This window comes from Rossellomorea sp. GCM10028870 (assembly GCF_042666755.1).
Taxonomy (GTDB): Bacteria; Bacillota; Bacilli; order Bacillales; family Bacillaceae_B; genus Rossellomorea.
Genome location: NZ_JBHTGN010000001.1, coordinates 723806 through 749858, shown reverse-complemented (window position 1 = coordinate 749858; position 26053 = coordinate 723806). Strand labels below are relative to the sequence as shown.

Here is a 26053-nt window from a genome sequence, read left to right as displayed (position 1 = left end):
TCCTTCTTTTCATATATGTTCTCTGTCAAAAAACTGATTAACATAATATTATTATGTAAACCATTTGATGATCTGGATTATCTTTTACGGCTTTTTTGTCCATACTAGTTCTATATCTGAACAAGAAAGGTGATGTTGTATGGAAGAGATTTCTAAGGTTCAACGGAATTACCATGGTAACATTATCAGTTTTCAAACTTCTTCCGGCCGTATTATTTCCTATCGTAAAGCTGTACTGGAAGCCTCAGAGGGATTACTTCAAGGAGTAGTCCTGAATGAAAATGAATGGGGAGAAGTAGAACTAACAAGTATGTCGGTCGATGACGGAAGCTTCAATGACTATCCTTCCATTTTCTAAGAGTGAGGGTTAACTTTTCAGACCCACAAGCCAAAAAGGACTTCATTCTATTGCAATGAAGTCCTTTTTGGCTTGAATTGTCATGCTTTGCCCATTATCATTCAGAGCGATTTTGAATTGTTCGAAGTTCTTCTACCCGGTCATTCTCTTCATCGAAGAATTGAACGAGATCTCCAATGCGATCAATGGAATCCCAGCTCAGGTGGTGTTCGATTCCTTCAACATCTTCATAAATATGCTCTTCTTTCACTCCAATTACACGAAGGAATTGTTCTAACAGTTCATGCCTATATACTAAACGCTTTCCTACTTTGTTTCCTTTTGGAGTCAGAACAAGCCCGCGATATTTCTCGTAAATGAGATAATCGTCCTTATCTAACTTCTGCACCATTTTGGTAACTGAGGAGGGGTGAACAGATAAAGCTTCTGCTATATCTGATACTCTTGCATAACCTTTGTTCTCAATTAACATATAAATCTGTTCTATATAATCTTCCATACTTGGTGTAGGCATTCTGTACCCTCCAAATTTCCATAAATATCATTAAAAGTTTACTATAACTACAGAATGAATACAACCCAAGCACTTTAAATTACTCCTCTGTCAACCGTTGATTCAGGATCCTGGATACCAACCCGTATTTCGGTGATAACATCCATACGATGAAGAAAACAAGTCCTGCGGCCACTGCCATTGCACCGGAAATGGACACATCGAACATCTTAGCCCCGTAATATCCGATGATACTATCGAATACTCCAATCCCCCCGCTTAATAGCAGCATAACTTTATATCGATCAGTAAGTAAATATGCTGTCGCACCAGGGGCGATGAGCATTGCTACCACGAGAATCGCACCTACGCTATCAAATGCGGAAACAGTCGTAACGGATACCAGACCCATTAATATATAATGAACCCCAAGTACCGGGATGCCGATTGCCGCTGCCATACTTGGATCAAAAGAGGTTAATTTAAACTCTTTGAACAGCAGGAAAATGATGAGGATATCCAATAGCAGTACCGATCCCAGCATCACAACTGATTTAGGTAAGTCCCCAAGTATCGGCAATGACAAGGTATTCCAAGGAACGAATGCAATTTCACCCATTAAGGCATGCTCCACATCCAAATGAACATTCTTAGCAAACAATGAAATGAGGATGACCCCTAAAGCAAACAAGGAAGTAAACACTACACCTATTGCAGCATCTTCCTGGATCCCGTTGGAATTCAATAACTGAACCATAAAGGTAGTCAACAATCCAGCCACTGCTGCACCGATCAACATATAAAACCCATTCATACTTTGGCTGACAATGAATGCCATTACCAATCCGAGGAGCACGGTATGACTGATTGCATCTGCTAACATCGACATCTTTCTCAGGATTAAGAAACACCCGACGATGCCACAGGATAAACCTACTAAACTACCAGTCAGAAGAATCCATAATTCATAACTCATATCCTTGCCCCCCTCTTCTGCTTGACATTTTTACGTTTAAGAAAGGATATTGCATATAAATATCGGACATTTTCATTTGCAGCTTTGCAAGTTGCTCTTTTGATAACGTCTCTTTTTCTTCCTTTTCAATCCACTGAATATCAAGTGAACCCAACTCACTGGGGTACATTTCTTTCAGTTCCATGATTTCATCAACAAAGCTGAATTGCTCCGCTTTCATTAGCCCTGATTTTGTAATCGTCACTATTCCATCCTCTTGTTCCAGGTAACCTTTTTTCATTAAATGCTTCACTACCCGGTTAAATCTTAATTTAGAAATATTGCTTTGTTGAAATATTTGACTTACACGTTTCGTTTGTTTACCTGATTCATACATCTTCTTCAGTATGAATCGCATAGCCAGTCGATCATCATTTTTCAACCTTTTCAAAATAACCGAGATTAATCCGCGCTTCGGAGAGAACAGCATGGATACGATAAAAATAACTGTAGCCGTCAATACAATAAAAGGGCCGGTCGATAACCCTTTACCAAGGGTACTGATCAGCGTTCCGACTGCCCCTGATAAGCCTCCCACAATACCAGAAATAAAGACCATTGTCCTCAATGAATCCGTCCAGTATCTTGCTGATATGGCAGGAGTGATCAGCATAGCAGCCATCAGGATGACACCTACTGCTTGAATACCGATGACAACCGTAATAACTAATAAGGAAACAAAAAGAAAATTCAAAAATCCTACAGGAAGCCCGATTCCCCTCGCGAATTGAGGATCAAAGGTACTCACCTTAAATTCTTTGAATAAAAGTGACGTAATAATAATTAAAGCTGCTGCCGTTAAGCCCATAAGCTGAACATCTCTCCCCACCAGGGAGGCTGCCTGCCCAAAGATGAAATCATCCAAGCCGCTTTGGTTACCAGTGGGCATTTGAGCAACTTTTGTTAAAAGGACGATGCCTAATCCAAAGAATACAGACAATACTAAGCAAATAGCCGTGTCTTCCTTGATTCTCGTCGTATTCGTAATGAGTTGTATCGTGTAAGCAGCAAGGAGCCCCGTTGTAGCAGCACCAATCAATAGTACAAAGAAATTTTTCTCACCAATGAACATAAATGCAAAACAGATTCCCGGCAATGCTGCATGTGCGACCGCATCCCCAATTAAGCTTTGTTTCCTAAGTAGAGCAAAGCTGCCTAAAACTCCGCTTGCAATTCCCAGTAATAAGGTACTCAATAATACCCATTGTGTATTTCCGTCCGTTAAAATCGATTGCCATAAATGATTCATCTTATTCACCTCTTTCTATGGATGAATTAACATTTGATCCTTTTCCAGGAAAGATAATTTCCCTCCATAGGTTAGTTGTAAATTCTCTACGCTGAATACATCTTTCGTTGGACCGTATGCGATCGTTTTTCTATTCAGTAACAACGTCCAATCAAAGTACTCTGTAACAGTTTGTAAATCATGATGGACAACCAACACGGTCTTGCCTTGTTCCTTTAATTCGTTCAATAAAGATATGATCGCTTTTTCCGTTGCAGCGTCCACACCAACGAAAGGTTCATCCATGAAATAGACTTCCGCTTCCTGAGCCAATGCCCTGGCAAGAAAAACCCTTTGCTGCTGTCCCCCTGATAGCTGACTTATTTGTCTTGATGCAAATTGAGTCATACCTACTTTATCGAGACACTCCATTGCAAATTGAACATCTTTTTTTGATGGTCTCTTAAACCATCCTAAATGACCATATCTCCCCATTAATACGACATCCAGAGCATTTGTAGGGAAATCCCAATCGACAGATCCACGCTGAGGGACATATCCAACTAATTTGCTCTTAGGGGAATAAGCTTTTTCAAAGATTTTGATATCACCTGACGAGCGGGGAATCAAACCCAGAATGGCTTTAATTAATGTGGATTTTCCTGCACCATTAGGGCCGACTATTCCGATTAACCTCCCCTTCGGAACAGAAAACTCTACGTCCATTAAAACCGGTTTTCTATGATACGCAACGGTTAACCCCTTAATATCAACTGAATTCATGGTATCGCCTCCTTAGACTTACTTTAGTCCCTCTACAATTGTATCAACGTTATGCTTATACATACCGATGTACGTTCCTTCTTCTGTTCCTTCTTTCCCCATAGCATCTGAGAATAATTCCCCGCCTTTTTCGACTTCATGGCCTTTATCTTGTGCCCCTGCTATAACAGCGTTGATCGATTTTTCAGAGATACTTGATTCTACAAACACAGCTTTTATGTTTCTGTCTACCAATGTATTGACAAGAGACTGCACGTCTGCTAAACCATATTCAGCATCTGTACTCAGACCTTGTAATCCCATAACTTGAAGATCGTATTTTGCTCCGAAGTAATTAAATGCATCGTGAGCTGTTACAAGGACTCTTTGTTCTTCTGGAATCTTAGACATTTCTTCCGAAGCATATGCTTTCAGTTCATCTAATTCCGCAAAGTATTTTTCAGTATTTCGAATGTAGTCTTCTTTGTTTTCAGGATCTTTCTCAATCAATCCGTCCCGCACTTGCTCCAATGCAATTTTCCATAAATCAATATCGAACCACACATGTGGGTCTGTCGCCGTATTATCTGCCTGATCTTTACGCAGTTTATCTTTAGGTATACTATCAGCGATTGCATAAGTCGGTTTTTCATTGTTCATTTTTTCGAAGATCTCAAGCATTTTCCCTTCTAAATGGAGACCGCTATAGAAAATAATATCTGCTTCCTGAAGCTTACCAATATCCGACTGTTTAGCTTTGTAAAGGTGAGGATCTACACCAGGTCCCATTAAACTTTGAACCTCTACATGCTCTCCTCCAATATTTTTAACCGCATCCCCTATTTGCCCTATTGTTGTCGTAACGACTATTTTATCGTTTTTAGTCCCAGTGGTAGTTGCTCCACAGCCTGATAGGATAAGTCCTGCCGCTAAAATAATGATCATCCCGACAAGAGCCATTAATCTTATTTTCATGTTTGATCTCCTCTCTACCCATATGTTTTTTGATATCTACTACATCTACCTTATTCAAGAAACTTATATATGTTCACTTTTTTTTACACAAGTAATTTCTTTTTTATAAGACTACAAAAGTTTCCTTAGTGCAATAAAAGTTTCCTTAGTGCAAATTTTATTTCCTTACTCAATAATTGTCAATACATATTAACCAAATTCTTTAATCACCCTAAAAATAGGAGGGAATGTTGACTCGAAAATCGTCATATTGTATAGTAAAGTCATCATTGAAGTGTACGATTTTTATGCTTATTTCCAACGTATGAGAGTCAATCATTTCGTGAAAAATATTTTTCAGAGGCACACACGTGCTTGAACGATTTAGGAGGATTCGAAAATGCAAAATGGTAAAGTGAAATGGTTCAATAATGAAAAAGGATTTGGATTCATCGAAGTTGAAGGTGGAGACGATGTATTCGTTCACTTCTCAGCGATTCAAGGTGAAGGATTCAAATCATTAGAAGAAGGTCAAGAAGTTTCTTTTGACGTTGTTGAAGGAAATCGTGGACCTCAAGCAGCAAACGTAGTTAAATTATAATCGTTCGAACAATATAGCATACCAAAGGGCAGCAATTCTTAGGTGAACCTAAGAATTGCTGCCCTTTATTTTTCAATTTAATTTTTGTCCGTAATTTCGAATTTGTTCTCCTATGGTGCATTTTTCTATACAAAAACGATGAGCATAGGTTTTACCATACTCTTTACGAAAGTGCGCTTTAAGTAAGCAGTCGCTACAGTAGGTGTCTATGAGCTCATCCACTTTATCCACCACTTCTTTTCGATTCATGTGATCACTCCTAAGCTTGTTCAAGGACTTACAGTGTATTATTATTTATAGAGTATATAATAGGGAACGATATTATTCTATTCGTTTGTTGCTGTGTACCTTTGTCCCTTGTAAGGCTTGATTGGCCAACTTATCCGCTTCTTTATTATCTTTTCTGTTCAGCACGACCCAAGTGATTTTCAATCGAAGCTTTTTGATCAGGGCTTCAATACGATCGAGCCACCGACTCAAGCCCTCTTCATAACAAGGCCACTCCCCTTCCAACTGTTTTATAACTACCTGGGAATCTCCATAAATCGTACAAGGTGCGCTTTTCACGCCGATTTCATCTAGTAATCCGAGGGCGATATGTAAGGCTGCGTATTCAGCTTCATTATTATTTTCCATTTCCTCGAGAAGTTCATTTTTTCTAATTCTAAATGATTCCCCACCTTTATCGTAATAGATGACTATCCCTGCACCTGCAATGAGGGATTCCTTATCAAACCCACCGTCGAAATACACAACGATGTTTTCTGGTTCCTTTTCCAATTCCTGATTCAGTTTGATAAATTCCTTTCTTGACCACGAATTCCCCATTTCATCTATGATTTCAAGTTCATGGACTCTACCGGTTTTCATCAAATCATCGATATGAATCAATGTTTCTTTTCTTGGAAAGTAGTTTGATTCAAACCATATATTTGACGCTGTTTTACTTACATATTTAAATTTAAGTTTCATTTCCATAATCATACGCTCCTTTTTTTTCATATGATTGTTCATTTCTGCGTTTATTTGTATAATGAGGACTATTGTTTCATTTACACATGTTCATTAGGAGGACTTTATATGTTTAATATATGGTTTGGATTAATCTTCGTTTTCATTACATTCTCTTTACTATTGATTATGTATAGAATGTTTGGACGAACCGGACTGTTTGTATGGATAGGGATATCCACGATACTCGCTAACTTACAGGTCGTTAAAACGATTGAAATTTTCGGTTTGACTGCTACTTTAGGGAATGCCATGTACGGAACGGCATTTTTAGTAACGGACATCCTTAACGAAAAATACGGAAAAAAAGAAGCCCAGAAAGCGGTGTGGCTAGGGTTCTTCACTTTAATTGTTATGACTATTATTATGCAACTCGTATTAGTATTTCAACCACATCCTGAAGATTTCGCACAGGAATCTCTCGCTACGATCTTTGGAATCATTCCAAGAATTGCTCTTGGAAGCTTAGTCGCTTACCTCGTGAGTCAATTAACAGACGTGTATATCTTTACGTATTTAAAGCGGAAGTTCCCTTCAGATTCACAGTTTTGGATTCGTAATAACGGAAGTACAATGGTGAGTCAGCTTCTGGATACTCTTGTATTCACAAGTATCGCTTTTCTGGGAGAATATCCGGTGGATGTCTGGTTTGAAATATTCATTACTACCTATCTCCTCAAATGGATCATATCCATTATTGATACCCCATTTGGTTATTTGGCAAAACGATTTCCTAAAGATGTGTAATAGTAATTTGAATCCGGGTGTACTGGTTTTCCCCCGGCTATTTTATTGGAGGTATGAATTAAGAATTCGTTCTCCCTACGGTCTCTTTTATATGCTACTATAATATTAATCTAAAGATGTACTTTGAGGTGAACGCATATGATCGAAGTGAATATTGATGGAGCAAGCGCTGGTAACCCTGGGCCAAGCGGAGCCGGAATAGTTATTAAAAACAACGGGAAAGTGGAAAAACACTCCATCCCTTTAGGAGTCATGGATAATCATGAAGCAGAATTCATTGCATGCAAGAAAGCTCTAGAGATCTGTTTAGAAAAACAGGCTGATACGGTGTGGCTGAAGAGTGATTCTCAAGCAGTCGTTCATGCGATTGAGAAAGAGTTTGTTCGGAATACTCAATATAAACAGTTGCTACATGATATATTGGGCATGACGAAGCAAATAGAGCTATTCTTCGTAAAGTGGATACCCAGTAAAGAAAATAAAGCTGCAGATGAGCTGGCCCGAAAAGCCATTCATCTGAACTAGAGGAGGATTCGTTTGGCTCGGATTGCTGATATCGCCTTGATCGGTGTTGCTTTTATATGGGGGTCTACCTTCGTGGTTGTTCAATCGGCCATTGAATTCCTTCCCCCATTCATGTTTAATGGGATTCGTTTTCTAATGGCCGCTATCCCTTTGACTATGGTCCTGTTTATCAAAAAAACTCCGCTTGTTAAGCGATCCATTTTGTACGGTATCATTTTAGGAGCTTTTTTGTTTATCGGATATGCCTTTCAAACACTGGGCCTGGTTTTCACAACCCCCTCTAAAGCCGGGTTTGTTACAGGGTTAAGTGTGGTGATTGTTCCACTCTTTTTATTTATCTTCTTTAAAAGATCTCCTTCTAAAGGAGCTATTACAGGATCTATCTTGGCCGCCATAGGGCTGTACCTGCTTATGGCTGGTCACTCCCAGGCATTTAACATTGGTGATGCCTACGTATTCATTTGTGCTTTTGGATTTGCCCTGCATATTATTTACACAGACTTTTTTACCCAAAAAGCCTCCCTTCTGCTTTTAACCACGGTGCAATTATGCACGGTGGGAATCCTCTCCATGGGGTGTGCATTTATGTTTGAAGACCCAAAGGTTTTACTGCTGAATGGCGTTTTGGGCAATAAGGAAGTGATCACCGCTTTACTGATTACTTCTTTATTAGCTACCTTATTGGCATTTATCACTCAAACCTATGCTCAAAGATATACGACGCCTTCAAGAGTGGCGATCATATTCACCTTGGAGCCTGTTTTTGCCGCCATCTGTTCCTATTTGTGGATCGGAGAACGATTGGGGTCCCTGGCTATTGCAGGAAGCGGATTGATCGTTATTGGGATGCTCTTTTCTGAGCTGCCAATCTTCGCATGGATGTTAAAAAAAATGAACAAAAATCATTCAGTTGAAGTGAAATAGGAGGCCGATTGCCGGCTCTCCTATTTTTTTTATGGGGTGAGTATTAGGAAAGACCACCAAAAAGGAAACAATCCTTTTTGGTGGTCCCGTGTCTCTTTTCTATGCCAAGCCCTGTTTCTCCATCCACCTCAGTGCTTCTTTTCGGGATGCGATTTGTTGGGAATGGAGTCTCTCTAATATGGACATGTAAAAACTGCTATCGAATTGCTTTTGGGCTTTTAATGTGATTTCAATGGCGCTATTGACCAATTCATCCGGGGCATCTGTATATTTTTTTCCGAAATAGATGAAGCCAATTGCGTCTTCCTGAAATTTGAAGCCTTTGTTTTCAAGATCTATGAGAAATTCTTCTGTTGTCTTTTTCACGTTTCTCCTCACCTTATCGCCACTTTGTCATCTCTTATCTTACAGAAAATTTTTTCTTTTGCCTATCCTTTTTCGAAAACAAGAAGGCAATGTAGCCCATAAATGAGCCGAGTAACGCACCGCCAACGACTTCTTGAGGCTGATGTCCCAGCATTTCTTTCAGTCTTTTTGGCTTTTTCTCTTCGAATTCCACCGTTTCTTTTTCATGAGCTTTTCTAACGAGCTCATCCAAACTGTTTACTTTAAGTGTCAGTTCACCTGTTTGTCGTCGAATTCCTTGGGCATCGTACATCACGATGAGACCAAAGATAAATGAAAGAGCAAAATCAATGGTTCTGACTCCCCTCTTTAAGGCAATGAATGTTGTTAAAGAGGAAACCCCTGCACTATGGGAACTTGGCATTCCCCCTGTCTGGAAAAACAGCTCAGGTTTCCATTCCTTCTTCTTCAAAAAATGCAGAGGAATCTTCAGCCCCTGTGCGAGGGCTATACTAATAAGCGCTGTTACTATCCCTTTATTCACCCTTACACCTCCCTGTCTCTAGTTTGTCCTAAAATTCTCTACACATGGGATATTTGTAATGAACATAGCCAAAATAATAATGACCACATTAAAGGAGGGGTTTTGACATGACAAAAGGAAACAACAAAAACAAAGGTAAAAGTGCTAATAGTGTGAATCCACAAGGGATTTCCCAGGATGCTGAATTTGCCATGGAGCCGAAGAGCAAGTTAGAAAATGCTGCTAAAAAAGCGAATAAGAAGTAGCATTTCATCATTAAAAAAGTGTCAGGGTTAAAAACGATCCCTGACACTCCTAATAAAGGTTAACTTGAGGCAACCATCACATTAGAGCCTACTAGATATCTTCTAAGCACTTTCAACTCTAAGTCATCCACAAGGGAGAGTGTTTCATGAGCTACGTTATTCCAACGAGCTTCCTCTACCGAAACAGATAGTGGCACCTCGCAGTGAATCTCGGCTAACTTTCTTGAAACATGAAGCATGTCCAGATCGACTTCAATCTTCTTTCGTTGAGATGGGGTTAACTCGTGCAAGTTGTCGAGAATACCTGCAATATCCTTATATTGTTGAATCAACTTTAAAGCTGTTTTCTCGCCGATTCCTTTAACTCCTGGATACCCATCGCTTGTATCACCCATTAATGCTTTCACATCAATAAACTGTTGAGGAGTAATTCCTCTTTCTTCCACAAAAATCTCTTTCGTATAGGTTTGATAGTTACCAAAGCCTTTTTTCAGAAGCATAATATCGATATTGTCATCCAAAAGCTGCAGGAGATCCTGGTCACCACTGAGAACGGATACTTTGCGCTCGGTTTGATGAATTTTGGCAAGAGTACCGATGCAATCATCTGCTTCATACCCTACTACCCCTACATTTGAAAGATTAAAACCTTCTGCCACCTCTTTTGCAAGATCAAATTGCGGAATCAGTTCAACGGGTGGTGCATTTCGATTGGATTTATAATCATTGAATACTTCATTACGAAATGTCTGGCTCCCCATATCCCAGCAGACAATGATATGTGATGGCTTCACATGATCCGCTGCCATTAATAAGTGCTTCATAAATCCCTGAACTCCATTAGTAGGAAGTCCTCTTGAGTTCATCATAAATTGACCCGTTACGGCCGTTGCAAAAAAAGATCGAAATAATAGTGCCATTCCATCTATAAGTAATAAATGCTCATTCTTATTATTCAAATCGTACACTCCTCATCGTTCATTCTCGATTTAGCCACTTTATTTATAAAGTATAACATATACAAATAAATAGCTAATTGGAAATGTGATGAACCTTTTCCAATTAGCTATCCCTTTTATTCCTTATCTACCTTGTGATCCTCATAGGAAACCCAATCACTGTAGCTTCCAACATAAAGCTTCACATGATGAAACCCAGCTTCTTTAAGAGCAATGAAATTCGGAGTCGCCGTTACACCGGAACCGCAATAGACAATTACCTGCTCCGCTTTATTTAGGTGAGAGAATCGTTCATTCTGCTCTTCTCCTTGAATAAAATAACCACCCTTCACACCATCTGTCCAGGGGAGGTTGATGGCCCGTGGAATATGACCTGGAATGCGGTCTATAGGTTCTTCATGCCCCAAATATCTCTCTCTACTCCGTGAATCAATTAAAGGGATGTTCTGATCCCCACTTGCAATACTCCTCACCTCATCTAGAGAAGCTACAATGTCTTCATTAAAGCTTGGCCGATAACTTTTTGGGGGATACACAGGTGAGGTTGATTCTGTTTTCCCTCCAGCCTCTTTCCAAGCAGCAAATCCACCATTTAAGATATACACCTTCTCGTGTCCGATGTATTGGAACAACCACCAGCATCGGCCAGAAAAGGCACCTTCTTTTTCATCATAAATGACAACGGTTGTATCGTTGTCAATACCGGAGTCCTCGACCTTGCGCAAAAAGTTCTTCATATTCGGGAGAGGATGACGCCCTCCATGCTTTTTCACGTATCCTGATAAATCCTTTTCCAAATCGAAAAATACGGCTCCCGGAATATGACTCTCTTTGTAGCGCTCCCTCCCCTCTGACGGGTTTCCAAGAGAAAAACGACTATCAATGACTCTTAGATTCTCTTCATGAATATGCTCTCTTAACCAATCAGTATTGACGATTGCCTTCATGATATCATCCCCCTCTTCTTCATTAATGTCAGTACTTCCTCTTTCGGTTCCCAACAAGAGAATTGATAAATGGTTTTGGTTTCATAGCCTAGTCGGGAACAAAAATAGGAGGTCTTCTTATCAGTTTTAACTCCTCGAATGTGAATACATGTAGCACAGCAATGATAAGGATTCGCCACGATTCTCCTCCTTCTCTTCTTTAAGCTTGAATGTGATCGAGACGCTCCAAATCCTGTTTTAGTTTGTGGAGGTCCTGAACTGTCTCTAAAGCGTCTAAATTGGAATTGATCTGCTCCATCACCTGGGTCAACATTTCTTTTTTCAGCATGTCGAATTCTCTTTCTAAATACGAAGCACCCCATGATTCCAGGCGTAACTGTTCATGTTCTAAATAGCTATCTGCAGGTTTTTGTAGTAGTGCTTCCAATTTTTCCTGAACAATTTTTTTCCCGCCTTTTTCAAAGAAATGCTTTGGATTTTTAAATGAAGAAAAGGCTTCTTCGAATAGTCGCAGCTCTATTTGTTTAAATGCGTTCTCAAATTCAATGGTGCTTTCGTTTTTGTAATCTTGTGGAGATAATACTAGTTCTTTCTCCACCTGTTCAATCAATTCTTCAAGGGCGATCGATTGTTCATTGAGTTGTTTATGAATGAACTGCTGGATGCGAAGAGAAGTGGCCCTCATTTCCTGAGCCAAATCAAATCCGATACTCGATAGAAATTCCTTTAACCCTTCTCTTATCGCTAGGGACTGGTTGGAGTATTGCAGAAATAATCCTGAATGAAAGGCTTCTTTATAAAAGTCGGATACCCGGAAGAACACCCTTTGTTTTACATAATAGACAAGCTCCTTCGATTCTTGCTGCATTTCGATTTCCAGGGGCTGGACAGATACAGCATCGATTAGTGAGCGAACCTTTACCTTCGCGTCGTTCAGCTCCTGTTTGCGTACTTGCTTATACGCTTTATCACTTGACGCCGTATGAATATATTGTTTAAACCGTTGCAATCCCCTATCCCACTCACTAAGAGCGGACTCAATACTCATGCTCACTAATTCATTCTGTATAAATGTTTGGAATTCCTTCTTAAATAGGTCCATTCCTGACTTGTGGGAACCTGATTCCTTGAGAGCTTGGAGAGAAGACACTCCAAAGATCCTCGGAAAACGAATGCCATATTGAATCAGCTGCGCTTCCACATAGTCAATCACTTCATTCTTTTCTTCTTCATCACTTGCAAGATCGATGGCGTTTACGACAAAGAACATTTTATCTAATTCAAATGTATCCTTCACTCGCCCCAATTGAATAAGGAACTCCCGGTCTGCCTTGGCAAATGCATGATTGTAATAGGTCACAAATAGTATCGCATCGGCATTTTTGATATATTCAAATGCTACTCCTGTATGTCTTGCGTTTATTGAATCTGCTCCTGGTGTATCGACGAGTGTGATTCCCAGCCTTGTAATATCACAATCGAAATAGAGATCGATTGACTCAACAAAACAAGCTTGAGATTCATCCGCTACAAATCCTCTATACTCTTCAAGATTGGCCTTTTTTGTCTTTCCAAGACTTTCTTTAAAGGCAGGATAACCATTATAAAAAGCCTGCAGGAATGAAAGGTGTACATTCTCCTTACCACTGCCTTCACTCGTTAAAGCAGGTACAATCACCATTGCTTCATCGAGGGTTGAGACACTGCGATTGAAAAAGGAAAGAGAATGAACGATGTCTTGAAATAGTTGGTCGTAGGTTTTGATTTGTACATGGGCAGTCTCATGCTCACCGCTTTCTGATACCGGATTGATTCGATTGATCGAAGCAGTTGTCGGATTTGGGCTCACAGGAAGTATTTTCTTCCCTAATAGTGCATTGGCAAATGATGATTTCCCCGCACTAAAAGCACCGAATAATGCAATCGTGAAGGATTGATTGGAAAGGCGCTCTTTCTTTCCTTCTAATAGATCCGCTGTCTTGGAAAACCCATTGTATTTCCTGAATACATGGGTCATCGTATCTAAACGTTCGATAACCCCTCCTATAGAAGCTTGTTGTTCTTGTCGTGGCTCCGTCACAATCTTTTCCCTGGTTCGTCGTATTGTCTCTTTTTGATCCAACTCCATGTCAGTTGCAAGAATATACTCTTCCGACCTTGCCTTCCAATTCACAATCCATTGTTGGAGAATAGAATCTGCCTGTATTTGATCGATTTCAATACTCATTAATTTTCGCAGTTGAGTGGTCTTTTCTTCATATAATGTGTTCCACTGATAAATGACTCCCGTTTTCTTTTGGAGTTCATTAAGCTCAGCTTCTAAAACTGAATTCTCTTCTCGAGACGCGCTTTCAATTTCATTCAAAGTGTCTCCAAACAAATCATTTGTATAGTTTCTGGCTTTCCCCTTTATTTCCTCAGAAAGATCATCACAGTATTGTAGAACGTAATCACTCGTTATGCCCGCACCTGATTTAATTAGATCAATAAGAAATGGTTCATCCACTTCCAGAGATAATTGATCCCACTTCATTCGTTGATCTGATGAAGGACTGTATTCTTTCACCATGTTTTTTCCCAGTGTCTTCAGATGCCATTCTAATTGAGATTCGATGCGGGTATTTACATCGTCTTTAAACTTCTGAATTCTGATCGCTTTTTCATCTTCTGTCTTTTGTTTTGAAAATAAAAAACCTACCTTAAAGTCTGGTTGTCTGCTTTCCAGAAAATCTTTCGCTAATTCTCTCGTTTCAAACGGCATTAAATACGCATTTTTAAGGACTTCTCTTCTTTCTGCCTCAAAATGTTCTTTAATCGCTTTTACGTTATTTTTTGCTAAAGTTTCAATCAATCTTCTTTCAGTTTGAAGAAGAGCGTCTTTGTTATTCCACTCCTCCTCTGTCAGTAGGTCTCTCCCTGTTTCCTCGATTTTCTCAAGCTCTTCCTCATACCACTTCTCATGCTCAGATCGTAATTGAGAAATAGCCGATTCTGCAGAGTCCTCTATCAGTTCACTTTTCTGTTTCACCTGCTCTTCAATTAATGACTCTAATTTTTCAAGATCATTATGAGGATGATGCGGAGCTTTTAGACTTGTAAAAAACGTTCCATTGGGTACAACACCCCAAGAAGCAAACGAGTTCTCAACACTTTCTTTAAAGTCGCTGAATGTTAATTCTTCTTCCTGGTGTTTATCAATCTGATTTACAATGAGATACAGCTTGACTCCATGACGGATCATTTCCTTTGTGAACTCAAAGTTCACCTGAGATTGAACATGGTTATAATCCATTACGTAAAAAACGGCGTCAGCGAGATGAATGGCGGATTCAGTTGATAGTCTGTGGGCATCATCCGTACTGTCTACGCCAGGCGTGTCTAAAACCGATACACCCTCTGGCATCTCACTCTTGCTACGCCCTATTTCTACAGAGTATACTTCCTCACCGTTTTTACAAAAGTCCTTAATGGTGGAGAACTCATATGGCGCCTTGAAGTATAACGGCTGGGAATCATGATAATGAATTTTCGCAAAATCCGTAGATGCATGGTGAACCTTTACTAGATTCGCACTGGTTGGGATTGGACTGGACGGGAGGATTTCTTCCCCCATTAAGTGATTAATCATTGTAGACTTTCCAGCCGAAAAGTGGCCGCAGAAGGCTAAAATCAGTTCATCGTTGTATAATTTCTCTGCTAATCTTTCTACCTTTGCGGCCCGCTCTACGTCTCCGTTGTGACGGAAAGTATCGTGGTAGGCTGTAAGTTGTTGCAATGTATTATGTAATTGTGTACTTTTATGCTCTATCTGACTCATTGAACTAGTTCCTTTCTGTTTTCAGAAAAATGATAACGTTTTTATTTTATCGTATTTAGCTCAATTTCTCTATGAAATCATATCAACATGGGGTATTTGAGAACGGTATTAGTATATGCAGGGATTTCAAAAGAGGCAAAAGACAAAATAAAAAGCCCTCTTCCGAAGAAGGGGACTATGTATTTATCGTGTTGTGTCAGTTGCGATCAGGTTTGAATGAACAAAAGATTTTGAGTTTGTCTGGTATGATGGTACTTTCTTCTCTTGTGCTGAATCCTTCATTACATTTGATAAAACATGCTTCATCATGAAGCTATACGCTAATACAGTAAACAATATCAGAAACCATACCATATTTGTCCCCACCCTTTTGTTAAGAAAATTGAGAATAATTATCATCTTCAATTAGAATCTTAACAAAAACGATAATCATTTTCAATAAGAAAATTATTTTTCTTTCTTGATTATGGGGATCCAGCCCTTTGTATGAAGGTGAATCCTTTCATAATTCGTTTCATCACGAAGTGCATGTTCCTCAAGCGGAATGCGAATAGAGAGAATGAATTGATTTAATAATGCAAAGACAAACAGGGTCCAATAGGCATTAAAGAGTAATGGAACAATCAAGAACTCTAATGTCACAATAAGGTAGTTAGGATGCTTCAAATATTTATAAGGACCTTTCGCAACCACTTCAGCTTTCGGAAGCACGATGATTTTTGTATTCCAATACTTCCCCAGTGAAGAAATCACCCAAATTCTCCCGAGCTGAGTGAGAATGAAGCCAGCCAACAGGATTGGCCAATAGGGGTTAACCCCTGTATGAAAGATCCCTCCTTCAATTAACAACGAAACAAAGAATGCGATATGGATAGCCACCATCATTTTATAATGAGCCTGTCCATATTCTTTTGCCCCCTGTTCCTTCATCCACTTCTCATTTGACTTGGCAATGAATAGCTCCACAAGCCTCTGAATCATCAGTACGAAAAAAAACAGAATGAAATAGAGCATCATTCCCACCTCATCAAAAGCAGTTCCGAACTAAACCCCGGCCCTAAAGCGGTACCCAAGCCTATATCTCCACGCTCACAGCCTTTATTCATAAATTCCTTCAGCACATACAAGATGGTTACAGATGACATATTCCCATAGTTTTTCAAGACCTTCATTGATTCAGATGTCATGCTTTCATCCATTCCTAAAGCTTCCTGATAGGCTTCAATGACCTTCTTACCTCCTGGATGTGCCACAAAATGCTTAATATCTTCAAGGCTGATATCATTTGCATTGATAAATCCCTCAACATTCGGCCTGAGCCAATTCTTCACCAGTGTGGGAATATCTTTTGAAAACACTACATATAAACCGTTATTCTTTACCTCCCACCCCATTACATCCAGTGAATCCTCTAAGAGAGTCGATTGAGTGGCGAAAATGGATGGCAATGGGTGGGAAATCCCTTCAAGTAATGGGCTTTCATCACCACATACAACAGCACACGCAACGCCATCCGCAAAAAGAGACGTTCCAATTAAATTGCTCTTTGAGCGATCCCCATGCTGAAAGGTGAGTGAACAAAGTTCAATGGAAAGGACGAGAACATTTGCTTTCGGAAAAGCTAAACAGTACTCATAGGCCCGTGACAGCCCGCTTGCCCCCCCTGCACATCCCAATCCCCAAATCGGAATTCGTTTAACATGAGAAGAGAATGGCAGAAGATTCATAATTCTCGCTTCTAGACTTGGTGTTGCGAGGCCAGATGTTGAAATCGTAAAAATCGCATCAATGTCCTCCAGTGTAATCTGATGATTGGATAGGATTTTCTTAACAGCCTTGCTGCCTAATTCAACTGCGTGGTGAATGAATTCATCATTTTTTTCTTGAAAGGTATGCTCCCTAGAAAACCATTCGAGATCTTTTACGAAATAACGACTGTCTATTTCACCATTTTCAAACACGGTGAGAAGACGTCCGATATTCTTAAAGCTTGTCGAAAACAATTGTTTCGCAAATTCTGCCGCTTCTTTTTGTGTAATCTTCACAGGGGGAATCTCGGTTTCAACTGAGACAATTTTCGGCATATACGTACACTCCTTACACTTCCATGTAAGGGTAGCATTTCCAAAAAATCACAAAACATGTATTCAAGATTATGTATAGTCCTTCAATTCCATCTGAATATGCCTTCGTTCGAAAAGAATACCATTGGTGATTATTGTGATTCGATAATCACTTTACCATATACAAAGAGCTAACCCCCAATAAGTTAGCTCTTTGTTGTACGGAAGTTCAAAAACCTTGAATCGTCATTCCACCGTCCACAAAAAGGGTTTGGCCTGTAACATAATTCGAAGCATCCGAGGAAAGGAAAACAGCAGGGCCTACAAGTTCCTCCAGTTCACCGATTCTCTTTAGGGGTGTTACGGCCAAAATATCGTTTACATATTCTTCGTTTTGCAATAGCTCTTTTGTTAGTGGCGTTTTAAAATACCAAGGTCCGATACTATTCACATTAATATTGTATTTTCCCCATTCCATGGCTAATACCTTCGTCATTTGAATCATGGCTGCTTTCGTTGAAGCGTACACAACCCCTGTACGTAAAGCAACATGTCCAGCTACAGACGCTATGTTAATGATTTTCCCCTGATTCTTCTCCTTCATATGTTTACCTGCTTCCTGACTCATCATAAAAGCAGATTTCAAATTTGTATCCATGATCGTTTGCCATTCTTCATCCGTAACCTCAAGGGCGCTGGAACGAATATTCATTCCTGCATTATTAATTAAAATATCAATGGAACGTTTTTGATCTTCTATGTAAGCAATCGCTTTTTGAATCTCTTCCCGTGATGTCACATCCGTCGGGATTATATAAGCCCTTCTTCCCAGCTTTTCAATTTCACTGGCCGTTTCTTCCAGATCGCCCCTCGTCCTTGATAGCAGGACAACATCGGCTCCTGATTCTGCTAAACCTATACTGAGAGCTCGTCCAATTCCACGACCGGCACCAGAGACAACAGCCAGTTTATCTTTTAATGAAAATGAAGGTAAATACATCTTCACACCACCCTACCCATTATTTGAATCTTCTATATATTAACACAGTCATGTTGACTGCTAAAAGGTTTACGCTTTAACGAGTTTTCTTCTTGTCCCCCTGGTTCTGGACATGAATGTGGATTTTCGAATCTACATGAAGTTGACACTGAGGACAAACCGTTTTCTCGGAAAAGATCTGACAGCAATGCTTACAATAAAATTTTTCCACGAAGTATCCTCCTCCCTCTTTATTTTCATTCCTATACTCTATGCATGTCGTTCCGACAAATGAACCGATTGAAAGACATATTTATTTCTGACTTCACATTTATTTCACAATTTTTCACGTAACCTGTGACATTTATCACAGATTCATAAGGGTTTACACCTTTATGATAGTGATAACAAAATCAATCATCCAATGAATGGAAGGAATGAGATAAATGGCGAAACCGGAATTACATCAAAAAACCGAGGTTAAGGTCGAAGAGTCAACTTCATTAAAAGGAACTTTTACTTCGGTTCTGTTCCTAGGTGGTTTTTTAGTCCTTACTTGGCTAGGAGTATTCTTACTATTTTTAAATCGTTTTTAATTCTGAAGGAGTGGTTAACATGCACATGCATCGCTATGAAAAATGGTGGTTAACGTTAGGAACAGGGTCTCTTATCTTATTTTTAGTTATTTTAGGAATCAGTGCTTTTCATCAAGGACATCAACCTCCAAGCGCGAAAGCATACGTCAATCCCGAGCAAGTGGATAAAACCTCGCCCTTTAACGAGCCGGGATTAAAGAAGGTAGAAGGGAAGGATTGGGATTACGAGTTAGTGTTTGTCGCATCAGCATTTCTCTACACGCCCGGGGAAATTGAAATACCTAAAGGATCTACACTTAAAATCATCGCCACAACAAAAGATGTTGTTCACGGATTTGAAGTGGCAGGAACAAACATTAATATGATGCTTGAACCTGGATTTGTTAGTGAATATACAACAACCCTTGATAAAACAGGAGAATTTCTCGTTGTATGTAATGAATATTGTGGGGTAGGTCACCACACAATGAAATCTATGATCAAGGTGGTGGACTAAAATGAAACGATTTGTGAGAATTGAGAAAAAAGATGCTACTTTGGCGATGGCACATATTTATGTTGGCTTTATTGCCTTGGCTCTAGGTGGATTGGCTGGATTATTACAAGCGTTGGTAAGGTCAGGCAAATTCATTTTGCCTGCAGGGATTGGCTATTACCAGGTCTTAACGGTTCACGGCGTATTATTGGGATTGGTATTAACCACTTTCTTTATCCTTGGATTCCAGCATGCTGCCATTTCCCGAACTTCCGGTACCTATTCTGGAAAATCGCGTTTGTTTGGCTGGTTAGGATTCTGGGTCATGCTTCTTGGTACAATCATGGCCGCTGTTATGATTCTATTAAATGAAGCAACTGTACTTTATACTTTCTATGCTCCCCTGCAGGCACACTGGATATTTTACTTAGGTTTGACTTTCGTCGTTGTTGGAAGCTGGTTAGGCGGGGCCGGCATGATCATCAAATATGTAAGCTGGCGAAAAGAAAACCCTGGACTACCAAGCCCTCTGTTAACGTTTATGGCCATCATCAATACCGTCTTATGGATTGTCGCCACCATTGGTGTGGCAGGAACGGTTTTATTCCAGCTCCTTCCTTGGTCTCTTGGCCTCGTTGATCGAGTAGATGTGCTCGTAAGCAGAACATTATTCTGGTATTTCGGTCATCCCCTTGTATATTTTTGGCTGCTGCCTGCCTATATGGCATGGTATGTCATTATTCCAAAAATCATTGGCGGAAAAATATTTTCAGATTCGTTAGCCAGACTTTCATTTATTTTGTTCCTTCTATTCTCTATCCCGGTAGGTTTTCATCACCAATTAGTGGAACCTGGAATTGACGCATATTGGAAGTTTCTACAGGTTGTTCTTACCTTTATGGTTGTCATACCTTCCTTGATGACTGCATTTTCTCTTTTCGCTACCTTTGAAATGTACGGCAGATCCAAAGGAGCTACCGGATTGTTTGGATGGTTTAAGAAGTTACCATGGGGAGATGCACGCTTTACCGTACCCTTTATCGGCATGGTGGCCTTTATCCCTGCGGGAGCAGGTGGATTAATCAATGCATCTAACCAAATGAACCAGGTTGTTCATAATACCATTTGGGTTACGGGCCACTTCCACTTAACTTTGGCAACTTCCGTTGTGTTAACGTTTTTCGGTATTGCCTATTGGCTCGTACCTCATTTAACGGGACGCGTCTTAACGAAAGCAATGAACAAACTGGCGATCGTGCAAGCCATTGTTTGGTCTGTAGGAATGGGTATTATGTCAGGTGCCATGCATGCTGTCGGCCTACTGGGCGCCCCAAGACGATCTTCTTTTTCGACTTATGGGGATGCACCGCAAGCCCTTGCTTGGATTCCATATCAAGTCGCACAAGCGATCGGGGGAACGATTCTTTTTATCGGGATTATCCTGGTTCTATATATCTTTATCAATCTGGCATTCTTCGCACCTAAAGGAGAAGAAGAATTCCCGGTAGGTGAAAAAGCGGAAGCGGCCGAGAGAACTCCAATGGTCCTTGAAAACTGGAGAATTTGGTTAACCATCTTAGCAGCTCTCATTCTTGTTGCCTACACCGTTCCATTCATCGACATGATTCAAAATGCACCACCTGCATCCAAGGGCTATCGTTTGTGGTAAAAAGAAAAGCGGAGGCGGCTTGCCCTGGGGCGACAAGCATAAGACGAGTAACCCGGAAAGGCGCTCTTTGCCTTTTTGGGTTACTTGGCTTATGACCTCGAGCCCCAAGCCGCCGGAGCTCGACAATCAGAAAAGCGGAGGCGGCTTGCCCTGGGGCGACAAGCATAAGACGAGTAACCCGGAAAGGCGCTCTTTGCCTTTTTGGGTTACTTGGCTTATGACCTCGAGCCCCAAGCCGCCGGAGCTCGACAATCAGAAAAGCGGAGGCGGCTTGCCCTGGGGCGAAAAAATCAAAATGATATAAAGAAAAGAGGCTGCCACATAACGGCAGCCTCTTTTCTATTTCTCTTTAATTGGAACAAACAACTCTAATTTCCTTTTGTCTTCCGTTTCGTTGATTTCCCTGTCCTGAGACAAAAATTTCTCGACACTCAGTCTGGAGTTGTCTTTTTCATACCCATTTTCCTTAATCCAGTTAAAGATCGAAAAGTAGGCCTGCTCGACTTCCGTTGACAGCCCTTCATATAGAGCGTGAGCATAATCGCCTGCAGGGAGAGTTAGTTCCAATAACCCCGGTGGAAGCTTTTCCACACGATCAACCTCTACGGTACAATAATACGTAAAATCAGTCGCTCTGTCATGGAAAGGTGCGTATATGCATTCATCTCCATTGATGTGGTGAATGGATGGGATCATCTGTTGAAACTTGGTAAACAGTCTAGGAATCTCAGACCCTCTTCCATACGGTCCAGTCCACCCTATTCCTACCAGCAATTTATCCTCTAGCGATGCAACTTTAATTTCCATGATTTTGCCTCCATTGTATTCGTTAATTCAAGGAATATACCTTTGAATACTTCTCAGTTAAATACTCGGCCAAGTACTTTGCATTAAGCCCTTCTCCGGTAACTTCCCTGATGATTTCCAGCGGTTTCTTCATCTTGCCCCACTGATGGACGTTCTTGGTCAGCCATTCTCTGATGGGAGCAAGATTCCCCTCTTCCAACAGCTCTTCATAATGAGGAAGATCGTTTAACATGGCACGCTTAAACTGTGCCGCGTACATATATCCTAATGCGTATGACGGAAAGTAACCGAAGCTTCCACCGGCCCAATGAACGTCCTGGAGGACTCCTTCACCATTATGGGAAGGACGGATACCTAAGTACTCTTCATATTTCTGATTCCAGATTTCAGGAAGATCCTTCACGTCAATCTCATCATTAAATAATCCTTTTTCAATTTCATAGCGGATGATGATATGTAGAGCGTACGTTAATTCATCTGCTTCAATTCGAATTAACGAAGGTTTGGATTCATTAATCCCCCGATAGAAATCGTCCAGTTCCACAGAATCAAACTGTCCAGTTGAGTAATCCTTCAATAGCGAATAATTCTTCTTCCAGAAAGAATGATCTCTCCCTACAAAATTTTCATAAAACAGGGATTGAGACTCATGGATTCCCATGGACGTTCCCGTACATAGTGGTGTGCCCATCAAGTCCTTTGAAATGTTTTGTTCATAAAGGGCATGTCCACCTTCATGAATCGTTCCAAATACGGCTGTTCTCCAATCCTTCTCGTCATATTTAGTTGTTACCCTAACATCACCAGGATTTAAACCAATCGCAAACGGATGTACCGTTTCATCCAGTCTTCCAGAGTTGAAATCATATCCCATTTGTTCAAGGATCTTTAAGCTGAAATCCTTTTGCTTAGCCTTTGGAAAGTGTTTGAAAAGGAAATCGGTTTGTGGCTTATTTTTCGATTCAGAAATTTTATGTACAAGTGGAACAATTTGATCCCGAAGGTCGCCAAATACCTTATCTAACACTTCTATCGTTACACCTGGCTCATACATATCCAGTAGCGTATTATATTTGTTATCTTCGTAGCCCCAATAATCAATAAAGCGTTTCGTAAAGGATACAAGCTTTTCTAAATAAGGCTGAAACATGGTAAAATCCGCTTTTTCTTTCGCTTCTTCCCAGATTCCTTCAGCTTTAGACTGTAACACGACGTATTCCCTATATTCAGATGCAGGAATTTTTTTATTGCGATCATACTCTTTTTGACACTCTTCTAATAGTTTTTGTGTCATATCATCCAACTGATCCATTTCTGGAGAGAGTTTTGCTAAGTAAGCGGCCATTTCATTGGAAGTGGACATTTCAAACAGCTCAGATGAAAGCATCCCGATGACTTCTGACCGCTGCTCTGCACCATTTTTTGGAGCGCCGGTCCGTAAATCCCAGAACATCAAACCAAGTGCTTCGTTGTAGGCAGACATTTTTTTAACATAATCATGAAATTGATCTTTTGTCTCTATTACTGATTCTTTCATTTTTAAAATCCCCCTTTTTTTAACATTCAATCTATTTTATCATATCACAAAAAAAACCGCCCATTAAGGCGGTTTTAACTTCTATTGACTATGCGTTCAACACTTCAATTCCAACGGGTAAAACTGATTCTACCAATTCTCTATGTGATGTTTCCGCGTCATTCATCAGAATATGGATGCTCCCCTTGTCTTCACTCGTCCGAATCAGACGTCCGATTCCCTGTCTCAAGCGAAGGATCATGTAAGGAATATCAACTTCTTCCATAGAATGAGTGGCATGCTTTCGTTTCGCATCAAAGACAGGGTCCTTTGGAGGGAATGGAAGCGAGTAGATAATGACCTGTGAAAGGGACTCCCCTGGCACGTCCAATCCTTCCCATAAGTGATATGAGCACAGGACCGTGGACGTTTCCTGCTGGAACTGCTCTACCGTATCACTGATCTCTCTGTCCCCTTCATAGATTACATTCCATGCCTGATCAGCCTGTTGCATCTGAAACGACCTAAATGCATTCATTTCATCCATGGAGGTGAAAAGAACCAACGATTTCCCTTGATTACTCTTCAGTTTGTCAAATACATACTGATTTTTGGAATGTACTCCGGCATCCAGTGAAGGAAGATACGCTTTCATCATGTCTTCGTAATCATAAGGGGATTCCACTGAAAATTTTTCATAGGTCTCAATCCCAAGCGATTGAGAAACATAAGAGAAGTCTCCATTATAGGAAAGGGTTGCCGAAGAAAAAATAAATGGAATATTTTGAGAAAAAACTTGTTCTCTAAGAATTTCCTCGACTAATCTCGGCATCACCACAAAGGTGTGCTCTTCCTCTGATGTTTCCAACCAGTAGATTCCTTTTTCATCATCTAAAAACAGTTTCAACGAATACTGGATCTGCTCCAGATATTCTTCCACTACCTTTAAAAGATAATCATCCATAACGTACATTTCAGATTCAAAAACGAGCTCATTCAAGAGGTTTTCGATTTTCTCCGTTATAGACCTGCCCTGCTGTAATATGGCTTCTGAACGAATGATGTATTGTCTATCGGAGCCTGACTCCCCTTTGGAGTCCTTCTCGAGTAGCTCGAACCACTTTTCATTGTCGAGCATGATATCTTCAATGATATAAAGGGTCTCCTCCCTCATATCCGATGAAGACAGCTTCTCTAATAGTCCTTCAAGTGTCTCCATCCTCATCCTGTAAGTCATCGCTTTTTGAGAAGCAAATTCCAATAGGTGACCTTCGTCAAAGACGACTGAGCTTGCTTCCGGCAGAAGTGGCAGCTGACCTTCCCGTTTTCTACTGTCCTTGGTCCAGATATGCTCCATATAGAAATCATGTGAACAGATGATCAAGTCAGCCGCATTCCGATAGTGTTCACGGTGAAGCGTAAGGCCGCAACGATGGCGATAGACGCAGGACATGCAGTCCTGAAGGGAGTCCCAGCCTACATGATTCCATTCTTCATCTGACAACCCGGCATATTCTTTACGATCCCCGTAATGACTGAAGCTTCTCATAGAAGAATTGTCATGGACGAAGTCCGGCAATTCCTCCCACATATCTTGATAAACTTCATTTTGAGAAACATTTTCTTCTAATTTCTTTATGCAAAGATATTGCTCCCTCGACTTTGCCAAACGAACATCTATGTCTAAATCCAGGGCATGTTCAAGCTTTTGGATGTCCCCCTCTTTTTTCACAATCTGCTCAATGAGTGTTTCATCGGCACATGCAATGATTGCAGGTTTTCCTGTATACCTGGCATAGGATAACGCATATAAGAGGTATACAAGGGTTTTGCCCGTACCGACACCTGCTTCCGCATACATGACTTGCTTATTTTTATAGGCTTGATTAAGTTGAAAGGCCATAAATACCTGTTCATCCCTTAAATCAAATCCCTTTTCAGGTAATAGATCATAAAATACATCACCGACCCAATCGGATAATGCTTCATAAAAGGATTGCTCCTTGGTTAGTTCAAATGGTAATTTTCTTCTCATGGGGACCTCCTACGTGACACAATATTTCTAATTTACTAGAATTCTTACGAATTGAAAAGATAAAAACGCAATTTATTCGTGGCTCTTAAGATGAGCCTTTCATTCAAAGCTTTTCCGATGCCCTTAACAAAAGAAAAGAGACGCTCCATATCAAGGGTAGATCTACCACTTGAATGGATGTCCCTAGTCTCCTTTAGAATACACTCAGTCGTATATTCTCTTTTTTCTTAACAATTCATATTGAAAAGCCTGATCCAGGTTTTTCGCTGCTTCGTGTAAGTCTGGTTGAATGGCTGCTCCTTCTTCACATGAAATGGAAGAAATAGAGCTTTGTAATGCCTGATAGATTTTTTGGTAATCGATGAAAGAATGGTCCATCCTCTTTCACTCCTCTAAAAATGATAGAACTATTATACGCAGGAAGTGAAGGGGATATTC

The 26053-nt window shown here is 40.3% G+C and carries 28 protein-coding genes; 8 read left to right on the top strand and 20 right to left on the bottom strand.

The features are described 5' to 3' along the window. Positions 1–139: 139 nt before the first annotated feature. Positions 140–358 carry a DUF3892 domain-containing protein gene (locus tag ACFQWC_RS03880; protein ID WP_299737814.1) on the top strand — a complete coding sequence of 73 codons (219 nt, stop codon included), beginning with the start codon at positions 140–142 and terminating at the stop codon, positions 356–358. A gap of 97 nt (positions 359–455) precedes the next feature. On the opposite strand, the gene mntR is transcribed toward ACFQWC_RS03880, so the two are convergent. The 5 genes from mntR to ACFQWC_RS03855 form a co-directional block, all read right to left on the bottom strand. After that, on the bottom strand, positions 456–872 hold the full coding sequence (mntR, locus tag ACFQWC_RS03875) for a transcriptional regulator MntR (protein ID WP_377106111.1): 417 nt from the start codon (positions 870–872) through the stop codon (positions 456–458). Between the two features lie 79 nt (positions 873–951). Beyond that, positions 952–1827 (bottom strand): metal ABC transporter permease, encoded by an 876-nt coding sequence (locus ACFQWC_RS03870; RefSeq protein WP_299737820.1) that lies wholly within the window; start codon positions 1825–1827, stop codon positions 952–954. Continuing rightward, the gene (locus ACFQWC_RS03865; RefSeq protein ID WP_377106109.1) at positions 1817–3115 is read right to left on the bottom strand and encodes a metal ABC transporter permease; all 1299 of its coding nucleotides are present in this window, start codon (positions 3113–3115) and stop codon (positions 1817–1819) included. Before ACFQWC_RS03865 ends, ACFQWC_RS03870 begins: the two co-directional genes overlap by 11 nt. Before the next feature lie 15 nt (positions 3116–3130). Further along, the gene (locus tag ACFQWC_RS03860; protein WP_299737824.1) at positions 3131–3877 is read right to left on the bottom strand and encodes a metal ABC transporter ATP-binding protein; all 747 of its coding nucleotides are present in this window, start codon (positions 3875–3877) and stop codon (positions 3131–3133) included. Between the two features lie 18 nt (positions 3878–3895). Beyond that, entirely contained in the window at positions 3896–4831 is a 936-nt protein-coding gene (locus ACFQWC_RS03855) for a metal ABC transporter solute-binding protein, Zn/Mn family (protein WP_299737825.1), read from the bottom strand. A gap of 379 nt (positions 4832–5210) precedes the next feature. Here ACFQWC_RS03855 and cspD point away from each other — a divergent pair, with 379 nt between their 5' ends. Next, positions 5211–5411 (top strand): cold-shock protein CspD, encoded by a 201-nt coding sequence (cspD, locus tag ACFQWC_RS03850; RefSeq protein WP_034758543.1) that lies wholly within the window; start codon positions 5211–5213, stop codon positions 5409–5411. Between the two features lie 72 nt (positions 5412–5483). On the opposite strand, the gene ACFQWC_RS03845 is transcribed toward cspD, so the two are convergent. Both ACFQWC_RS03845 and ACFQWC_RS03840 read right to left on the bottom strand, forming a co-directional pair. Then, positions 5484–5660, bottom strand: a complete 177-nt coding sequence (locus ACFQWC_RS03845; protein ID WP_299737831.1) for a zinc-finger domain-containing protein — start codon at positions 5658–5660, stop codon at positions 5484–5486. Between the two features lie 72 nt (positions 5661–5732). Beyond that, positions 5733–6389, bottom strand: a complete 657-nt coding sequence (locus ACFQWC_RS03840) for a reverse transcriptase-like protein (RefSeq protein WP_299737833.1) — start codon at positions 6387–6389, stop codon at positions 5733–5735. 102 nt (positions 6390–6491) lie between these two features. On the opposite strand from ACFQWC_RS03840, the gene ACFQWC_RS03835 reads away from it, so the two are divergent. The 3 genes from ACFQWC_RS03835 to ACFQWC_RS03825 all read left to right on the top strand — a co-directional run bounded on the left by ACFQWC_RS03835 (position 6492) and on the right by ACFQWC_RS03825 (position 8618). Then, complete coding sequence (locus tag ACFQWC_RS03835) at positions 6492–7169, top strand: queuosine precursor transporter (RefSeq protein ID WP_299737835.1); 678 nt, start codon at positions 6492–6494, stop codon at positions 7167–7169. A gap of 138 nt (positions 7170–7307) precedes the next feature. Beyond that, a complete protein-coding gene (locus ACFQWC_RS03830) occupies positions 7308–7694 on the top strand; it encodes a reverse transcriptase-like protein (protein WP_299737837.1) in 387 nt (128 codons plus the stop codon). A gap of 12 nt (positions 7695–7706) precedes the next feature. Beyond that, complete coding sequence (locus ACFQWC_RS03825) at positions 7707–8618, top strand: DMT family transporter (RefSeq protein ID WP_377106105.1); 912 nt, start codon at positions 7707–7709, stop codon at positions 8616–8618. A 99-nt stretch (positions 8619–8717) separates the two neighbouring features. Here ACFQWC_RS03825 and ACFQWC_RS03820 read toward each other — a convergent pair whose 3' ends face one another. Further along, positions 8718–8984, bottom strand: a complete 267-nt coding sequence (locus tag ACFQWC_RS03820) for a DUF6123 family protein (protein WP_299737841.1) — start codon at positions 8982–8984, stop codon at positions 8718–8720. Positions 8985–9018: 34 nt separating this feature from the next. Beyond that, the gene (locus tag ACFQWC_RS03815) at positions 9019–9507 is read right to left on the bottom strand and encodes a divergent PAP2 family protein (RefSeq protein ID WP_299737842.1); all 489 of its coding nucleotides are present in this window, start codon (positions 9505–9507) and stop codon (positions 9019–9021) included. A gap of 107 nt (positions 9508–9614) precedes the next feature. Here ACFQWC_RS03815 and ACFQWC_RS03810 point away from each other — a divergent pair, with 107 nt between their 5' ends. Continuing rightward, positions 9615–9752, top strand: a complete 138-nt coding sequence (locus tag ACFQWC_RS03810; RefSeq protein ID WP_299737844.1) for a small, acid-soluble spore protein L — start codon at positions 9615–9617, stop codon at positions 9750–9752. 59 nt (positions 9753–9811) lie between these two features. Here the strand turns inward: ACFQWC_RS03810 and ACFQWC_RS03805 are convergent, their stop codons facing one another. The 7 genes from ACFQWC_RS03805 to ACFQWC_RS03775 form a co-directional block, all read right to left on the bottom strand. After that, a complete protein-coding gene (locus ACFQWC_RS03805) occupies positions 9812–10711 on the bottom strand; it encodes a 5'-3' exonuclease (RefSeq protein ID WP_299737846.1) in 900 nt (299 codons plus the stop codon). A gap of 116 nt (positions 10712–10827) precedes the next feature. Then, complete coding sequence (locus ACFQWC_RS03800; protein ID WP_377106102.1) at positions 10828–11658, bottom strand: sulfurtransferase; 831 nt, start codon at positions 11656–11658, stop codon at positions 10828–10830. Positions 11659–11857: 199 nt separating this feature from the next. Further along, positions 11858–15475, bottom strand: a complete 3618-nt coding sequence (locus tag ACFQWC_RS03795) for a dynamin family protein (protein WP_377106100.1) — start codon at positions 15473–15475, stop codon at positions 11858–11860. 183 nt (positions 15476–15658) lie between these two features. Continuing rightward, positions 15659–15829 (bottom strand): hypothetical protein, encoded by a 171-nt coding sequence (locus ACFQWC_RS03790; protein ID WP_299737854.1) that lies wholly within the window; start codon positions 15827–15829, stop codon positions 15659–15661. 93 nt (positions 15830–15922) lie between these two features. Next, entirely contained in the window at positions 15923–16489 is a 567-nt protein-coding gene (locus tag ACFQWC_RS03785; RefSeq protein WP_377106097.1) for an isoprenylcysteine carboxyl methyltransferase family protein, read from the bottom strand. Then, positions 16489–17559 carry a type III polyketide synthase gene (locus tag ACFQWC_RS03780; protein WP_299737858.1) on the bottom strand — a complete coding sequence of 357 codons (1071 nt, stop codon included), beginning with the start codon at positions 17557–17559 and terminating at the stop codon, positions 16489–16491. Before ACFQWC_RS03780 ends, ACFQWC_RS03785 begins: the two co-directional genes overlap by 1 nt. A gap of 208 nt (positions 17560–17767) precedes the next feature. Next, on the bottom strand, positions 17768–18538 hold the full coding sequence (locus ACFQWC_RS03775) for an SDR family NAD(P)-dependent oxidoreductase (protein WP_299737860.1): 771 nt from the start codon (positions 18536–18538) through the stop codon (positions 17768–17770). 594 nt (positions 18539–19132) lie between these two features. Here ACFQWC_RS03775 and ACFQWC_RS03770 point away from each other — a divergent pair. After that, on the top strand, positions 19133–19609 hold the full coding sequence (locus tag ACFQWC_RS03770) for a cytochrome c oxidase subunit II (RefSeq protein ID WP_299737873.1): 477 nt from the start codon (positions 19133–19135) through the stop codon (positions 19607–19609). A gap of 1 nt (position 19610) precedes the next feature. Further along, complete coding sequence (locus tag ACFQWC_RS03765) at positions 19611–21257, top strand: b(o/a)3-type cytochrome-c oxidase subunit 1 (protein WP_377106094.1); 1647 nt, start codon at positions 19611–19613, stop codon at positions 21255–21257. 339 nt (positions 21258–21596) lie between these two features. Here ACFQWC_RS03765 and ACFQWC_RS03760 read toward each other — a convergent pair whose 3' ends face one another. From ACFQWC_RS03760 to ACFQWC_RS03745, 4 genes are all read right to left on the bottom strand, one after another. After that, on the bottom strand, positions 21597–22064 hold the full coding sequence (locus ACFQWC_RS03760; protein WP_299737877.1) for a GyrI-like domain-containing protein: 468 nt from the start codon (positions 22062–22064) through the stop codon (positions 21597–21599). A gap of 22 nt (positions 22065–22086) precedes the next feature. Further along, on the bottom strand, positions 22087–23601 hold the full coding sequence (locus tag ACFQWC_RS03755; protein WP_341356525.1) for a carboxypeptidase M32: 1515 nt from the start codon (positions 23599–23601) through the stop codon (positions 22087–22089). An 88-nt stretch (positions 23602–23689) separates the two neighbouring features. Next, entirely contained in the window at positions 23690–25615 is a 1926-nt protein-coding gene (locus tag ACFQWC_RS03750) for an ATP-dependent DNA helicase (protein ID WP_341356526.1), read from the bottom strand. 204 nt (positions 25616–25819) lie between these two features. Then, positions 25820–25993: a hypothetical protein gene (locus ACFQWC_RS03745; RefSeq protein WP_341356527.1), complete on the bottom strand. Its 174-nt coding sequence runs from the start codon at positions 25991–25993 to the stop codon at positions 25820–25822. Positions 25994–26053 lie beyond the last annotated feature (60 nt).

Coding starts and splice junctions, on each gene's coding strand:
- ACFQWC_RS03860 (WP_299737824.1), bottom strand. CDS start 3,877: ATGAATTCAGTTGATATTAAGGGGTTAACCGTTGCGTATCATAGAAAA.
- ACFQWC_RS03855 (WP_299737825.1), bottom strand. CDS start 4,831: ATGAAAATAAGATTAATGGCTCTTGTCGGGATGATCATTATTTTAGCG.
- ACFQWC_RS03750 (WP_341356526.1), bottom strand. CDS start 25,615: ATGAGAAGAAAATTACCATTTGAACTAACCAAGGAGCAATCCTTTTAT.
- mntR (WP_377106111.1), bottom strand. CDS start 872: ATGCCTACACCAAGTATGGAAGATTATATAGAACAGATTTATATGTTA.
- ACFQWC_RS03790 (WP_299737854.1), bottom strand. CDS start 15,829: ATGGTATGGTTTCTGATATTGTTTACTGTATTAGCGTATAGCTTCATG.
- ACFQWC_RS03770 (WP_299737873.1), top strand. CDS start 19,133: ATGCACATGCATCGCTATGAAAAATGGTGGTTAACGTTAGGAACAGGG.
- ACFQWC_RS03780 (WP_299737858.1), bottom strand. CDS start 17,559: ATGCCGAAAATTGTCTCAGTTGAAACCGAGATTCCCCCTGTGAAGATT.
- ACFQWC_RS03865 (WP_377106109.1), bottom strand. CDS start 3,115: ATGAATCATTTATGGCAATCGATTTTAACGGACGGAAATACACAATGG.
- ACFQWC_RS03755 (WP_341356525.1), bottom strand. CDS start 23,601: ATGAAAGAATCAGTAATAGAGACAAAAGATCAATTTCATGATTATGTT.
- ACFQWC_RS03745 (WP_341356527.1), bottom strand. CDS start 25,993: ATGGACCATTCTTTCATCGATTACCAAAAAATCTATCAGGCATTACAA.
- ACFQWC_RS03785 (WP_377106097.1), bottom strand. CDS start 16,489: ATGCTCTATTTCATTCTGTTTTTTTTCGTACTGATGATTCAGAGGCTT.
- ACFQWC_RS03795 (WP_377106100.1), bottom strand. CDS start 15,475: ATGAGTCAGATAGAGCATAAAAGTACACAATTACATAATACATTGCAA.
- ACFQWC_RS03775 (WP_299737860.1), bottom strand. CDS start 18,538: ATGTATTTACCTTCATTTTCATTAAAAGATAAACTGGCTGTTGTCTCT.
- ACFQWC_RS03765 (WP_377106094.1), top strand. CDS start 19,611: ATGAAACGATTTGTGAGAATTGAGAAAAAAGATGCTACTTTGGCGATG.
- ACFQWC_RS03845 (WP_299737831.1), bottom strand. CDS start 5,660: ATGAATCGAAAAGAAGTGGTGGATAAAGTGGATGAGCTCATAGACACC.
- ACFQWC_RS03870 (WP_299737820.1), bottom strand. CDS start 1,827: ATGAGTTATGAATTATGGATTCTTCTGACTGGTAGTTTAGTAGGTTTA.
- ACFQWC_RS03835 (WP_299737835.1), top strand. CDS start 6,492: ATGTTTAATATATGGTTTGGATTAATCTTCGTTTTCATTACATTCTCT.
- ACFQWC_RS03840 (WP_299737833.1), bottom strand. CDS start 6,389: ATGGAAATGAAACTTAAATTTAAATATGTAAGTAAAACAGCGTCAAAT.
- ACFQWC_RS03830 (WP_299737837.1), top strand. CDS start 7,308: ATGATCGAAGTGAATATTGATGGAGCAAGCGCTGGTAACCCTGGGCCA.
- ACFQWC_RS03760 (WP_299737877.1), bottom strand. CDS start 22,064: ATGGAAATTAAAGTTGCATCGCTAGAGGATAAATTGCTGGTAGGAATA.
- ACFQWC_RS03800 (WP_377106102.1), bottom strand. CDS start 11,658: ATGAAGGCAATCGTCAATACTGATTGGTTAAGAGAGCATATTCATGAA.
- ACFQWC_RS03880 (WP_299737814.1), top strand. CDS start 140: ATGGAAGAGATTTCTAAGGTTCAACGGAATTACCATGGTAACATTATC.
- cspD (WP_034758543.1), top strand. CDS start 5,211: ATGCAAAATGGTAAAGTGAAATGGTTCAATAATGAAAAAGGATTTGGA.
- ACFQWC_RS03810 (WP_299737844.1), top strand. CDS start 9,615: ATGACAAAAGGAAACAACAAAAACAAAGGTAAAAGTGCTAATAGTGTG.